9 protein-coding genes are annotated in these 13,511 nt (G+C 70.1%); 4 read left to right on the plus strand and 5 right to left on the minus strand.

Features of this window, described 5'->3' with window-relative positions:
* The first annotated feature begins 86 nt into the window (after positions 1 to 86).
* The 3 genes from ACZOOI_RS08530 to ACZOOI_RS08540 all read left to right on the plus strand — a co-directional run bounded on the left by ACZOOI_RS08530 (position 87) and on the right by ACZOOI_RS08540 (position 2,925).
* Positions 87 to 551: an NAD(P)H-binding protein gene (locus tag ACZOOI_RS08530; protein WP_465280148.1), complete on the plus strand. Its 465-nt coding sequence runs from the start codon at positions 87 to 89 to the stop codon at positions 549 to 551.
* A gap of 197 nt (positions 552 to 748) precedes the next feature.
* The gene (locus tag ACZOOI_RS08535) at positions 749 to 2,026 is read left to right on the plus strand and encodes a L,D-transpeptidase (RefSeq protein WP_465280149.1); all 1,278 of its coding nucleotides are present in this window, start codon (positions 749 to 751) and stop codon (positions 2,024 to 2,026) included.
* Between the two features lie 125 nt (positions 2,027 to 2,151).
* Positions 2,152 to 2,925, plus strand: coding sequence for an enoyl-CoA hydratase/isomerase family protein (locus ACZOOI_RS08540; RefSeq protein ID WP_465280150.1), 774 nt, complete (start codon positions 2,152 to 2,154; stop codon positions 2,923 to 2,925).
* A 97-nt stretch (positions 2,926 to 3,022) separates the two neighbouring features.
* Here the strand turns inward: ACZOOI_RS08540 and ACZOOI_RS08545 are convergent, their stop codons facing one another.
* The 3 genes from ACZOOI_RS08545 to ACZOOI_RS08555 are packed head-to-tail and all read right to left on the minus strand — an operon-like array spanning position 3,023 to position 6,172.
* Entirely contained in the window at positions 3,023 to 4,162 is a 1,140-nt protein-coding gene (locus ACZOOI_RS08545; protein ID WP_465280151.1) for a Fic family protein, read from the minus strand.
* Positions 4,163 to 4,209: 47 nt separating this feature from the next.
* Positions 4,210 to 4,890, minus strand: a complete 681-nt coding sequence (locus ACZOOI_RS08550; protein WP_465280152.1) for a response regulator — start codon at positions 4,888 to 4,890, stop codon at positions 4,210 to 4,212.
* Positions 4,847 to 6,172 (minus strand): sensor histidine kinase, encoded by a 1,326-nt coding sequence (locus ACZOOI_RS08555; RefSeq protein WP_465280153.1) that lies wholly within the window; start codon positions 6,170 to 6,172, stop codon positions 4,847 to 4,849. The genes ACZOOI_RS08550 and ACZOOI_RS08555 overlap by 44 nt, the downstream gene beginning before the upstream one ends.
* A 430-nt stretch (positions 6,173 to 6,602) precedes the next feature.
* Here ACZOOI_RS08555 and ACZOOI_RS08560 point away from each other — a divergent pair, with 430 nt between their 5' ends.
* Positions 6,603 to 8,897: an MMPL family transporter gene (locus tag ACZOOI_RS08560; protein WP_465280154.1), complete on the plus strand. Its 2,295-nt coding sequence runs from the start codon at positions 6,603 to 6,605 to the stop codon at positions 8,895 to 8,897.
* Positions 8,898 to 9,015: 118 nt separating this feature from the next.
* On the opposite strand, the gene ACZOOI_RS08565 is transcribed toward ACZOOI_RS08560, so the two are convergent.
* Together ACZOOI_RS08565 and glgP are read right to left on the minus strand one after the other, a co-directional pair.
* The gene (locus ACZOOI_RS08565; protein WP_465280155.1) at positions 9,016 to 10,215 is read right to left on the minus strand and encodes a L,D-transpeptidase; all 1,200 of its coding nucleotides are present in this window, start codon (positions 10,213 to 10,215) and stop codon (positions 9,016 to 9,018) included.
* Positions 10,216 to 10,572: 357 nt separating this feature from the next.
* The gene (glgP, locus tag ACZOOI_RS08570) at positions 10,573 to 13,185 is read right to left on the minus strand and encodes an alpha-glucan family phosphorylase (protein WP_465280156.1); all 2,613 of its coding nucleotides are present in this window, start codon (positions 13,183 to 13,185) and stop codon (positions 10,573 to 10,575) included.
* Between the last annotated feature and the right edge of the window lie 326 nt (positions 13,186 to 13,511).

The raw sequence follows: 13,511 nt of genomic DNA on the forward strand, positions 1-13,511 counted from the left end.
TTCACTCCGTGCGACCGCACCGGGGGGCGCGTGCTCCCGTCTTCACGCGAGCTTCACGAATGCCGGGTTTGAGTAAGGTTGCCGGTATGCCCGTCGTAGTCACCGGAGCCGACCAACCTCTCGGTCGCGCCGTCGCGCTCGAACTCGCGGCCTCGGACGGGGAGGTGCGGGCCACCGTCCGCGACCGCGGCGCGGTCGGCGCGCTGCGTGCGGCCGGCATCCGGGTCGCGGTGAGCGACCTGTGCGACCCGGGGCGCCTGGGCGCGGTGCTGGAGGGCGCGCACACCGTGGTGCACCTCGATCGCGGCGAGGACGGGGACGGTTCGCCGGGCGACACCTGGGAGTGGTTGCTGGAGGCCGCGGAGGGTACGGATCTCCAGCGGATCGTCACGGTCCTGCCACAGCCGACGACCCTTCCTTTGGCCCGAGAGGGCGAACGGGAGTACGAATTGATCATCCGTCAGTTGCCGGCCGGTGGTTCCGGTCGGCCGGGGTACCCGGATCCGGCGCTGGTCCACGAGCTGGTCGAGGCCGATCGGCGAGCCGAGTGAGGCGCGTCGACGCGGCGCAATCGCGGTCAACCGGCCGCCCGTTGTCCGAGAGGATGGCCGGGATGACCGCATTTGCCCGCGAGGGACCGGGACTTCGGAACAGCGGTTGATGTTCGATTCGTCATATGGGTTGGGAGATGTGGCTTTCGGCTCAGGCCGGGTCACGACTCGGCTCCGGATGAAGGGACTACCCGTACATGTCAGCAGGATCGAAGGCGCTCTCGTCGAAGTGGTCACCGGCTCGATGGCGCGTGGTGCCCGCACTGATGCTCGGCGCGCTCCTGCTCGTGTCGGGCTGTAGCTCCGACGACGGCAAGGACGACGGCAGGAAGCCCGAGGGCGGGAACACCGCCACGACCAAGGGCGACGGGAAGAAGGGCGCCGATCCGGCCGCGATCACGCTGACCCCGGCGGACGGCGCGACCGCGATCGACCCGCAGGCGCCGATCACGATCGCGGTCAACGGTGGCAGGCTCGGCGAGGTCAAGGTCGTCAACGCGCAGAACGAACCGGTCGACGGCGCACTCGACCCCGACGGCAAGACCTGGAAGCCCAAGGTCGCCTTCACCCTCGGCGGCAAGTACACGGTCACCGCGACCGCGACCAACGCCGACAACACGCCCACCACCGCCCGCGCGACGTTCGGCACGTTGTCCGGCGACAAGAAGGTCACCGCGAGGTTCAGCCCCGAGGACGGCGCCACCGTCGGCGTCGGCTACCCGGTGTCGCTGACCTTCGACTACCCGGTCCGCAATCGCGCCGCCGTGGAGAAGGCGCTGTCCGTCGACGTCGAGCCCAAGGTGGAGGGCGCCTGGCACTGGTTCGACAACAACCGGGTGGACTACCGACCGAAGGACTACTGGGCGCCCGGCACGAGCGTCAAGGTCAACCTCAACCTGCGCGGGGTCGACGTGGGCAACGGCGCGATCGCCAACCAGTTCAAGAGCTACAGCTTCAAGGTGGCCGCCACCAAGCGGATCGCCATGGTGGACGTGAAGGCGCACACCATGAAGGTGTACGAGAACGACCAGTTGATCAAGACCATCCCGATCACGGCCGGCAAGTCGCCGAAGTACAGCACGTGGAACGGGAAGATGGCGATCACCGAGAAGTTCGAGAAGACCCGGATGAACTCGCAGACCGTGGGCCTGGGCAGCGAATACGACATCGACGACGTCCCGTTCGCGATGCGGATCACCACGTCGGGCACCTTCGTGCACGGCAACTACTGGGCCGACCCGAGTGTCTTCGGCAGCGAGAACACCAGCCACGGCTGCGTCTCGATGACGAAGGAGAACGCCAAGTGGCTGTACGACCGGGTGATCCCGGGCGACGTCGTGGACATCTCCGGCTCCGACGAGCGCACCGTGGACCCGGACAACGGCTTCGCCGACTGGAACCTGCCCTGGGACAAGTGGATCGCAAGCAGCACGCCGGGCAGCGGCGCGCCGACGACCACGACGCCCACGCACTGAGGGCCGGACGGCGTCACCCGGGCGCCGGGGCCGAACACCGCCGCCGACGGCCCCGCTCGCGGCTGCGCGGGGTGTGGGCACCTAAGGTCGGATCAGCACATCAGGGCTGACCAAAGGAGAGCGTCATGGGCGAATTCGTCAACCTGGAAGTGGCCGACGGCGTCGGCACGATCCGGCTGAGCCGGCCGCCGATGAACGCGCTGAACCGGCAACTCCAGGAGGAGCTGCGGGCGACGGCGCAGGAGGCAGGCGAACGGGCCGACGTGCGCGCGGTCGTGCTCTACGGCGGCGAGAAGGTGTTCGCGGCGGGCGCGGACATCAAGGAGATGGCCGACATGTCCTACACCGACATGGCCGACCGGGGTGCCGCCCTCCAGTCCTCCTTCACCGCGGTCGCCGAAATCCCCAAGCCGGTGGTCGCCGCGATCACCGGCTTCGCGCTCGGCGGCGGCTGCGAACTCGCGCTGTGCGCGGACGTCCGCATCTGCGCCGACACCGCGAAACTCGGCCAACCGGAAATCACCCTGGGCATCATCCCCGGCGCGGGCGGCACCCAGCGCCTCCCCCGCCTGATCGGCCCGGCCAAGGCCAAGGACCTGATCTTCACCGGCCGCTTCGTGGCCGCCGACGAGGCCCTGGCCATCGGCCTGGTCGACCGGGTCGTCCCGGCCGAGGACGTCTACACCGAGGCCGTGCAGTGGGCCGCCCGGTTCGCCAACGGGCCGGCCTACGCGTTGCGCGCGGCCAAGGAGGCGATCGACCGCGGTCTCGACGTCGACCTGGACACCGGCCTGGAGATCGAACGCCTCCAGTTCACCGCCCTGTTCGCCACCGAGGACCGCGGCACCGGCATGCGCGCCTTCGTGGCCAAGGAGAAGCCGAAGTTCACGGGACGCTGATCGCGAGCCCGCAACGGCGGCGGAGCCCGGGGAGTGTGGCCCGTGGGCTCCGCTGTCCGTATGGCTGCGCCGCGCAGCCTCGCAGGAGCCGCATCGTTCAGTCCGGATAGGGCTCGCGGTAGAGGTCCGCGTGGACTTCGTTGTGGATTTCGATCGAAGCCCGGCGCACTTCGGCACCGGCGAGGTAGTGCTGGGTGCGGGCATGGCCGACGGCTTCGACGAGGTTCAGTCGGCGCAGGGCGCGCAGGTCGCCGAGAGCCTGGTCGCGGGTAAGGGCTTCCTCGGCCTGGTAGGTGGTGCGGCGCAGGGTGCCGTTGGTCGCGGCGTACAGGGCGGAGACCGTGCGCTCGTCGAGGCCGTGCCGGCGGGCGATGGCTTCGAGCCGGAACCACAGGCGGGCGGCGGTTTCGAAGCGACGCTGCACCTCTTGGGCCTGGAGATGGTGGGCGGTGAGGCAGAACCGGATCCAGGAGTGTGCGTCGTGTCGTGGTTGCCAGGATCCGTGCTGCACGGAGCGCAGCGCGGCGTAGTACTCCCGGGTGTTGAAGTCGTCGGCGCCGAGCCATTCCTCGATGCTCGAGAACTCCGGGGCGAGGACTCCCTCGCGGGCGAGGACGAGGGTATGCACGGCACGGGACATGCGTCCGTTGCCGTCGCGCCAGGGGTGGATGGAGACCAGGTTGAGGTGGGCCATCGAGGCGCGGACGAGGGCGGGGACGTCCGGTTCGTCGTGCTCGAGTCGGGTCAGGAACTCGGCCATCAGGTCGGGGACCTGTTCCGGGTCGGGGGCGGTGTACACGGGCGGTCGGTTGGGCCCGCCGGAGACCCACACCGCGCCGGTGCGGTATTCACCGGGCCTGGTCTCCTCGTCCGTCCTGGTCATCATGAAGTGCAGGGCGGACAGCAGGGTGTGGTCCCAGGAGAAGATCCGGAACCCGGACGCTCGCTGGATGTAGGCGAGCGCGTCGCGATAGCCGGTGACCGCGCCCCGGGTGGCGTCGTCGGTCTCGGGGGAGATCTCGCCGCCGGCCACCAGGGTCTCGGCGTCCTGCGCGGTGATCGAGTAGCCCTCGATGTGCGTGGAACCGCGCACCGCGGCGGCGGTGAGGGAGCGCCGGAGCCGCCCCTCCCATCGACGCGGCTCGGCCAGGCGGTGGCGGAATTCGGCTCGGAACGCCTCGATTTCCTCGATCACCCGGAAATCTGCGGGAGTCAGGGGCGGGGTCGCGTACAACACCCTTCGATACTACGACACACGTAGGGTCGGAGAGGTGGTGTCGCCCCCTACGCCGTCCGTCCCGCCTGGACCAGGCCGGATTCGTAGGCGAAGACGACCGCCTGGGCGCGGTCGCGCACGCCGAGCTTGGCGAAGAGGCCCGTGGCGTGGTTCTTGACGGTCTGCACGCCGATGCTCATCGCCTGGGCGATCTCGGCGTTGTCCAGACCCGCGGCGATCAGCCGGAGCACCTCCACCTCGCGCGGGGTCAGGTCGCGCAGAGCGGTCGTCGAGGGCTGTGGGGCCGAGGGGGCCTTGACGAAGGATTCGATCAGCCGGGTCAACAGCCGCGGCGCGACCGCCGCCTCGCCGAGGTGCACGGTGTAGACCGCCGCGATCAACTCCTCGGGGGACACGTCCTTGGGCAGGAAGCCGATCGCGCCCGCGCGCAGCGCGCCGACCACGTACTCGTCCATGTCGAACGTGCTCAGCGCGAGCACCCGGCTCTCGGGCAGCTCCTCGGTCAGCCGGGCGGTGGCCTTGACGCCGTCGAGCACGGGCATCCGGATGTCCATCAGGATCACGTTCGGGTGCAGTCGGTGGGCCGCCTCGACGGCCTGGGCGCCGTCGCCCACCTCGCCGATCACGTCGATGCCGGGATCGGAGCGCAGGATCATGGCCAGGCCCCGACGCACGAGTGGTTGATCATCCGCGAGCAGCACGGTGATCGGGGGTGCGTCCACGCTCATCTCGGTTCCGGTCCTCTCCTGGCTCCATCGGCGGCAGCGGCACGAGCGCGGCGACGCGATACCCGCCTTCGGGTCGCCTGCCCGCCTCCAGCGTGCCGCCGTGCACGGCGACGCGCTCGCGCATACCCAGGAGACCGTACCCGCCGCCCACCATCGTCGACCCACCGCCGTCGCCGTCGTCGCAGATCTCCACGGTGACCCGGTCCGGGCCGTATTCGAGGCGCACGAAGGCGCGCGCGTTGCCCGCGTGCTTGCGCGCGTTCGTGAGCGCCTCCTGCGCGATCCGATACAGGGTGAGCGCGGTCGCCGGCGGCAGCGCCCGCGGCTCGCCGAGTTCCTCGTATTCGACCGGCAGACCGGCCGCGCGCGACTCGGCGATCAGCCGGTCGATCTCGTCGATCCCCGGCTGGGGTTCCGAGGGCGCTTCCTCGGCGACGTCCGAGCTGCGCAGGATACCGAGCAGTTGGCGCATCTCGCGCAGCGCCGTGCGGCCGGAGGACTCCAGGGTGACCAGCGCGGCCCGGGCGGTGTCCGGATCGCGGTCGAGGGTGTACCGCGCACCGCCGGACATCAGGTACATCGTGGTGATGTGGTGCGCCACGATGTCGTGCAGTTCGCGCGCGATCCGCCGACGCTCCTCGGCCACCGCCCGATCCGCCAGCAGTTGCCGGTTCAGCTCCACCTGCTCCTGCCATCCGCGCACCCCGATCCCGGCCGCGCTCGCCACACAGATCGCGGACAGATCGGCGAGCACCGCCATCGGAAGCGACCATCCGATCCGGACGCCGCACACCACCTGACTCGCCAGCACCGCGACCCCGGTGAGGGCGACCACGCGCCGGCAGCGGTAGCGGCCCACCGAGTACAGCCCGACGGTGAGCGACACGCCGAAGTTGTACTCGGTCGGCGTGGCGATCAGGACCGCCGCCAGGTTCAGCGCGGCCACCACGCCGAGCACGTGCACCGGATACCGGCGGCGGACCACCGTCGAGGCGGCGCCCGCCACGAGCAGGAGCACGCCGACCACGTACCGGTGCGGCCCGCCGCCGTGTTCGGACAACGCGAACGAGACGGCATCGGCCGCGGCGCAGCCGAGCGCGATCAGCAGGTCGTCGCGTCGCCACGGGAAGGCCCGGACCCGGCGTTCGGCCATCCCCAGGAGGCCGGCCTGCGCACCCGGGGCGGCCGGCGGGGATCCACCGGCGGCCGACGGCGCCGCGGCGCCCGGCTCGATGACGGCCGGCGCGCCGCCTCGGGCCGCTGAGCGATGGTCGGCACCCATCCGCGGGCCTCCTTCATGATTTCGTGCGGTTCGTTCGGCCGCAGCCGGCCCGGCGCCGGCGCGCTTCGTTCACCCGCCGCCCGCCCGGCGCCTCCCCCGGGCACTCGGCGCCGGCGCAGCGACCGTCGTCCCGGTCGCGGACGCGGCCCGCGGCGACACGCGGCTGATCGACCCATTCCATCCTCTCCGCCCCTGTTCCTGAACCCCATCAGCGACGATCCCCGGCCCCGGACCGGAGTCCTGGTTGCGCGGTACTCCCGGACCGAGGTCCCGGTCCGCAGCCGTTCCCCCGGTCGATGCCCGAAGGGGGGCGCGCGTGATCACCTTGAGTCAATCCGGAGTTCCCGTATCGAGCTCCCGCGTTTCGACCCGACGGCGGAGAAGGAAAATGATCCGTAGAACAACCGCGTTCGCCACTCGTCATCGATGGATGACCATCATCGTCTGGGCGGTTTTCGGTCTCGCCCTGACCGCCGTCGGGCAACCGTTGATGAACAGCGTCACCGATTCTTCGACGGGCGACTTCCTGCCGAAGAAATACGACTCGGCGGCGGCTCTGCAAATAGCCGAGAAGAAGTTCGACGAAAAGCCCGATCCGAACCTGGTGACCGTTTTGGTGGCCCGCGCGGACGGCGCCAAGATCGGGCCGGCGGACCAGCGGAAGATCGCCGACACCTCGGCCGCCCTGGCCAAGAAGCCGATCAAGGTGGAGCCGGAGCAGTTCGCGAAGGACTTCTCGCAGACGCCGCGCTACACCGTCGGGTTGGTCGCGCCGGACGGGACGTTCCAACTGGTCTCGCTGTCGCTGAGCGGCAATATGAACGACGTCGGTCTCCAGGACGTCTATCGGGATGCCCGTGATCTGGCGAAGACCGATTACGAGGCCGCCGGATTCCGGGTCGGGTTCACCGGTGGTATCGCGAACACGGTCGACAACCTGGACGAGGAGAAGGACACCGAGGCTCTCGTCGGCATGTTGACGATGGGTCTCATCGTCCTGCTGAACGTATTGGTCTTCCGCAGTGTCCTGGCCGCCCTGCTGCCGCTGCTCGCGGTGACGCTCATCGGCGGTGTGGCCGCCGGGGCGGTGGCGGGCAGCGCGAAGCTGCTGGACATCAAGCTCGACCCGTCCGTGCCGTCGCTGATCACCGTGGTCCTGCTCGGCATCGGCATCGACTACTTCCTGTTCCTGATGTTCCGCTTCCGTGAGGTGCTGCGCGCCAACCCGGACATGGACAAGCGCGAGGCCGCCGCGATCACCGCGGGTCGGGTGGGCAACGCGATCACCTGCGCGGCCCTGACCATCGTGGCGGCGTTCGCCACGCTGGGCATCGCCAGCTTCGGTCAGTTCAAGGTGCTCGGCCCGGCCATCGCGATCTCGGTGCTGGTGGCCCTGCTCGGCAGCCTGACCCTGATGCCCGCACTGCTCGCGGTCACCGGTCGCGGGATGTTCTGGCCGGCCCGTGCGTGGAAGAAGGAGCGTCCGGCGGGCTTCGCCGCCCGTCTGGGCGAGAAGGTCAGCGCCCGTCCGGTGCGCTACCTGGTCGGCAGCCTGGTCCTGCTGGGCGCGCTCGGCGCCGGTGCGGTCGGCGTCAAGATGAGCTACGACCAGCATGGTCAGCCCACCACCAACGCGACCCGGACCGCCGAGGAGATCTCCCGCTCGCTCCCGGCGGGCGTGTCGGACCCGCACACGGTGTACGTGCAGACCAAGGCGGGCGGCAAGCTCGACCAGCGCTCGCTCACCGGGCTGACCGGCGCACTGGGCAAGGTCGAGGGCGTCGGCCAGGTTGCCGAACCGGTCCTCAACCCGGACGGTTCGGCCGCTCGGATCGATGTGTTCCTGGCCGCGAAGGCCGACACCCAGAAGGCGCGTGACCTGATCACCGGCCCGGTCCGGGGCACCATCGCGAAGAACACCCCGAACGGCGCCGAGGCGCACATCACCGGAACGGCGGCCATCTTCGCCGACGTGTCGACCGCGGTGAACAAGGACCTCAAGCTGGTCTTCCCGGTCGCCGCGATCCTGATCGCGTTGATCCTGTTCCTGCTGCTGCGCTCACTGCTGGCGCCGCTGGTGCTGATGCTCGCGGTCGGCTTGGGCTTCGTGGCCACCCTCGGCGCCGGCACGCTGGTCTTCCAGCACATGCTCGACCGACCCGGGGTCTCCTTCACCCTGCCGCTGGTGTTGTTCCTGTTCGTGGTCGCGCTGGGCACCGACTACAACATCCTGATGAGCGACCGGCTCCGGGAGGAGATGGACAAGCCCATCCCGGCCCGCAAGGCCGTGGCCAAGGCCGTCGAGCACACCGCACCCGCGATCGCCACGGCCGGTCTCGTCCTGGCCGGCTCCTTCGCCAGCCTGGCGGCCAGCCCCGCGACCGCCGAGATCGGCTTCGCCACCGCCGTCGGCATCCTGCTCTCCTCGATGCTGCTCTCCATCGTGCTGGTGCCCGCGATCGCCGCGATCCTGGGCCGGGGCCTGTGGTGGCCGCGCCGGGGCGGCAAGGCCAAAGGGCACGGCGGGGAGGGCACGCCCGAGGCGTACGACCACCGGGACGCGGACCGCACGCTCGTGACCGAGCCGCAGATGGTCGGCGGCTACGGGCCCGCGCCGTACCAGGGACAGCAGCCCTACCAGGCACAGCAGCCCTACCCGGGGCAGCAGCCCTACCCGGGGCAGCCGTACCCGCAGCAGTACCGCCCGGACCAGCCGCACGGCTGACCGGGTGGGGCGGAAACCCTACGAAATCCCCGAAGGGGGCGGCGCCGGTGACCCGGCACCGCCCCCTTCGGGCGTACGCGCCATGCGAATATTCGGCGCGGTCGAACGGTCGGATCGCTCAGCTCGCCGCCGTCCAGCCGGCCCAGTCCATCGACCAGCCGCTCCAGCCGTTGTCCGGGGCGATCACCTTGTCGGGCGAGTGGATCACCTCGACCACGTCGCCGATCAGCGATTCCTTGTAGAACCACGCGGCGGCCATGTTCGGGTCGCCGCCGCCCTTGACGTCCTGCAGGCTCACGCAGCCGTGGCTGGTGTTCTCCTTGCCGAACGGCGGCGGGTCGCGCCAGTAGTTGCCGTGCACGTAGGTGCCGGTGACGCTGAGCCGCATGCCGTGCGGAACGTCCGGGATGTCGTACACGCCCTTGGCCAGGCCCACCGACTGGGAGTTCATGTGCACCGTGGGCTCTTTGGACATGATGGTCATCTTGCCGTTGTACGTGGTGTTCTCCGGGTCGCCCAGGCTGGCCGGCAGCTTCTTGAGCACCGCGCCGTCGCGGGTGACGGTCAGCGTGTGCGCGGTGTTGTCGGCGACGCTGGTCTGCGCGCGGCCGACGGTGAAGGTGACGTCCTTCTTCTGCTTGCCGTAGACACCCGGGGAGGTCTGCTTGCCGTCCAGGTCCAGGTGCAGGGTCACCTTGGTGCCGGGCGTCCAGTACTTCTCCGGGCGAAAGTCCAGCCGCTGGTTGCCGAACCAGTGACCCTTGACGTCGACCGCGGGCTCCGAGGTGACGGTGACCGCCTGGTTCACCACCGCCTTGTCCCTGACCGGCTTGGTGAACTCCAGCGACACGATCATGCCGACGCCGTACGTTTCGTTCGCTTCGATGTTGAACACGCCGTAGTTGGTGTTCGCCGGGGTCAACGTGGTGAACGAGGACTGCAGCGCCGAGACCAGGCCGGCGGCGTCGGTCGCGGTCGCGGACACCGCGTACTTGGTGCCGGTCTGCAGCGCCGACGAAGGCACCCAACTGGCCCCGTCCGGCGCGATCGTGCCCTCGACCGGCTTGCCGCCCTCGGAGCCGGTCACGGTGACCCGGGTCAGCTTCCCGGCGCTCGCGCTCACCTTCAACACGCCGTCGGTGGCCACCCCGGTCGCGCCGTCCTTGGGGGTGATGGTGACCACCGCCTGGGAGGTCTTGGGCGCACCGTCGCCGCCGGGTGACTTGGTCCCGGCGATCGGCTCGACCTTGTCGTCCTTCCCGGTCTTCTTCTCGTCACTCCCGCTGCACGCTCCCGCTCCCAGGAGCGCGACGCACACGGCGAGCGCCGGCAGGGCCCCGCGTATCCGTCGTCGCGAGCGAGGTCTCCGTGCGTCCGGACCGGATGTCGCCCCTGCTGCCGTCGTCGGCATGGATCTCCCTAAGTCGCTGCGCTACCAGAGGAGATGACGACATTTCCCACCCTCGCCGTTACGACCCGGCGGTATGAGGTGGATCACCCACCCCGGCGCGGAACCGTACCCGGGGGTCGGCCGTCCGCGAGGCGGCTCGAGGGGTGGATCACGAGGTCCCGACGCACATGCGGCGGCGACTCGTTCGGCCGGCCCGCCGGTGGGACGCCGCGGGCCCCACCGCCTGGAAGGACGGTGGGGCCCGCGGGCGATCCGGTCACCGCGTCAGCGCAGCGGCATGCCCTCCGCGAAGCCCTCGCTCTCCGGAGGGGCCGCGATCAGGCCCAGTTCGGCCGGGCCCGCGAGCAGCGGGTGGGTCGGCATCACCCGGACGGTGTAGCCGAACGGACCGGTCCGGTCCAGGGCGAGAGTGCCCTCGTAGAACCGGCGACCGTGCTCGTCCCGGTGGCCCGCCTTGAGCGGGGCCACCGTGCCCTCGATGATCCGGTCCGCGTCGTCGACCCGACCGTGCACGACCTGGACCTCGACGTCGGCGGGCGCGAGTTCGCCCAGCGAGACGAAGACCCGCAGGTTCAGCGTGTTGCCGACCTCGGGCGCGTCCCCTATCCCGCCCGACTCCACGTGATCGACCCGCACGCCGGCCCAGGACCGCCGCACGTGCGCCTTCCACTCGGCCAACTCCCGCGCGGCCGACCCGGTGATCGCCCGGCCGGACAGCGCCGCCGGTGCGTACAGCACGTCGACGTAGTCCTTGACCATGCGATCCGCGAGCACCTTCGGGCCGAGCGTGGCCAGCGTGTGCCGGACCATTTCCAGCCATCGGGTCGGCAGGCCCTCGGGCCCCCGGTCGTAGAACCGGGCCGCGACCGAGTTCTCGATCAGGTCGTACAGCGCCGCCGCCTCCAGGTCGTCCCGGCGGTCGACGTCGGTGATCCCGTCGGCGGTCGGAATCGCCCACCCGTTCGAGCCGTCGTACCACTCGTCCCACCACCCGTCCAGGATGGACAGGTTCAGGCAGCCGTTCAGCGCGGCCTTCATCCCGGAGGTGCCGCACGCCTCCAGCGGACGCAGCGGGTTGTTCAGCCACACGTCGCACCCGGGGTACAGGTGCTGGGCCATCGCGATGTCGTAGTCCGGCAGGAACACGATCCGGTGTCGTACGTCCTCGCGGTCGGCGAACCGCACCAGCTCCTGGATCAGCCGCTTGCCGCCCTCGTCGGCCGGGTGCGCCTTGCCCGCGATCACGATCTGCACCGGCCGCTCCGGGTGCAGCAACATCCCGCGCAGTCTGGCCGGATCCCGCAGCATCAGGGTGAGCCGCTTGTAGGACGGAACCCGTCGGGCGAACCCGATGGTCAGCACGTCCGGATCGAGCACGTTCTCGATCCAGCCCAATTCCGCGTCGCCCGCACCACGTTGCTTCCAGGACGCGCGCAGCCGCAGCCGGGCCTCGGTGACCAGCTTCGCGCGCAGCGCCCGGCGCAGCTCCCACACCGAGCCCGCGGGCAGCCGCTCGATCGCCGCCCAGGCCGAGGGATCCTCGGCGAGTTCGACGCCCGCTTCGCGGCCGGCCAGGTCGAGCACGTCGGCATCCACCCACGTGGGCGCGTGTACGCCGTTCGTGATCGAGGTAATCGGTACCTCGGTGGTGTCGAAGCCCGGCCACAGGCCGTCGAACATGCCCCGGCTGACCCGTCCGTGCAACTTGCTCACGCCATTGGCCCGTTGGGCGAGCCGCAGGCCCATCACGGCCATGTTGAACACGCCCGGATCGCCGTCCGGGTAGGTCTCCGCACCCAGCGCGAGGACCCGGTCCACCGGAACCCCCGGACAAGCGAGGTCGCCGCCGAAATGCCGCTGGATCTGGTCGCGCCCGAACCGGTCGATGCCGGCGGGGACGGGCGTGTGCGTGGTGAACACCGTGCCCGCCCGGGCGGCTTCCAGGGCCGCGTCGAAGTCCAGCCCCTCGCTCTGGGTGAACTCGCGGATGCGCTCGATGCCCAGGAACCCGGCGTGGCCCTCGTTGGTGTGGAACACCTCGGGTGCCGGATGACCGGTGATCTCGCAAAAAGCCCGCAAAGCCCGCACCCCGCCGATGCCCAGGAGCATCTCCTGATGCAAGCGGTGTTCGCTCGTGCCGCCGTACAACCGGTCGGTCACCTCGCGTTCGGCGGGCTCGTTCTCCTCGATGTCCGAGTCCAGCAGCAGCAGTGGCACCCGGCCGACCTGGGCCTTCCAGATCCGCGCGTGCAACTCACCCGTCGGGAGTCCGATGACCACCCGTGCGGGTGCACCGTCGGCGCCCCGAAGGAGGGTCAATGGCAACTCGTTGGGGTCCAGCAGGGGGTAGCGCTCCTGTTGCCAGCCGTCTCGGGACAACGACTGCCGGAAGTACCCGTGGCGGTACATCAGGCCGACTCCGACGATCGGCACACCCAGGTCGCTGGCGGCCTTGAGATGGTCGCCCGCGAGGATGCCCAAACCGCCGCTGTATTGCGGAAGTGCCGCGGTGATGCCGTACTCCGGCGAGAAGTACGCGATCGCCGCCGGCGGCGAATCCGGACTTGTGCCCGGCTCCGACAGGGTTTGGTACCAACGAGGTCCGGTCAGGTATTCGTGCAGGTCTTCGGCCGCCACCCGCAATCGGGCGAGGAAGCGGCGGTCGTCGGCGAGGGCGCCGAGTTTGTCGTTCGGCACGGTGCCGAGCAGGCGGACGGGGTCTCGGCCGACCGAGGCCCAGGTGTCCGGATCGATCGACTCGAACAGGTCGCGGGTCTCCGCGTGCCAGGACCAGCGGAGGTTCATCGCCAGTTCACCCAGTGGCTCCAGCGGAGCGGGCAGAACCGTACGCACGGTGAATCTGCGGATTGCTCTCACGCTGCGACCCTAGCCGGAAGGCGGCAGAACTTGCGACAGTGGATGCAGTGCGCTTGCAAAGCCGGCAAGATCTTGCGGATGGGTCTGGGGGCGTTTTTACACCATATGGACCGTGCCCCGAGCGACTCGATGATCGTTGAACAGCCGGGTCCTTCCGTCCCGCCGTACCGCGGACACACCAGACATCCACCGTCCACGGTCGCGGGCCGGGCCCCACCCGGTCCCCGCCTGGTGGTCGCGTCACGAGCAATGGCCGCCGCGCAGCGGTGAGAGGTGGACCCGAGCGATCCCACCGGTCGCCGCCGGGTCGGTTTTCCGCCACTCCC

The sequence above is a fragment of the Embleya sp. L77 genome (assembly GCF_055557415.1).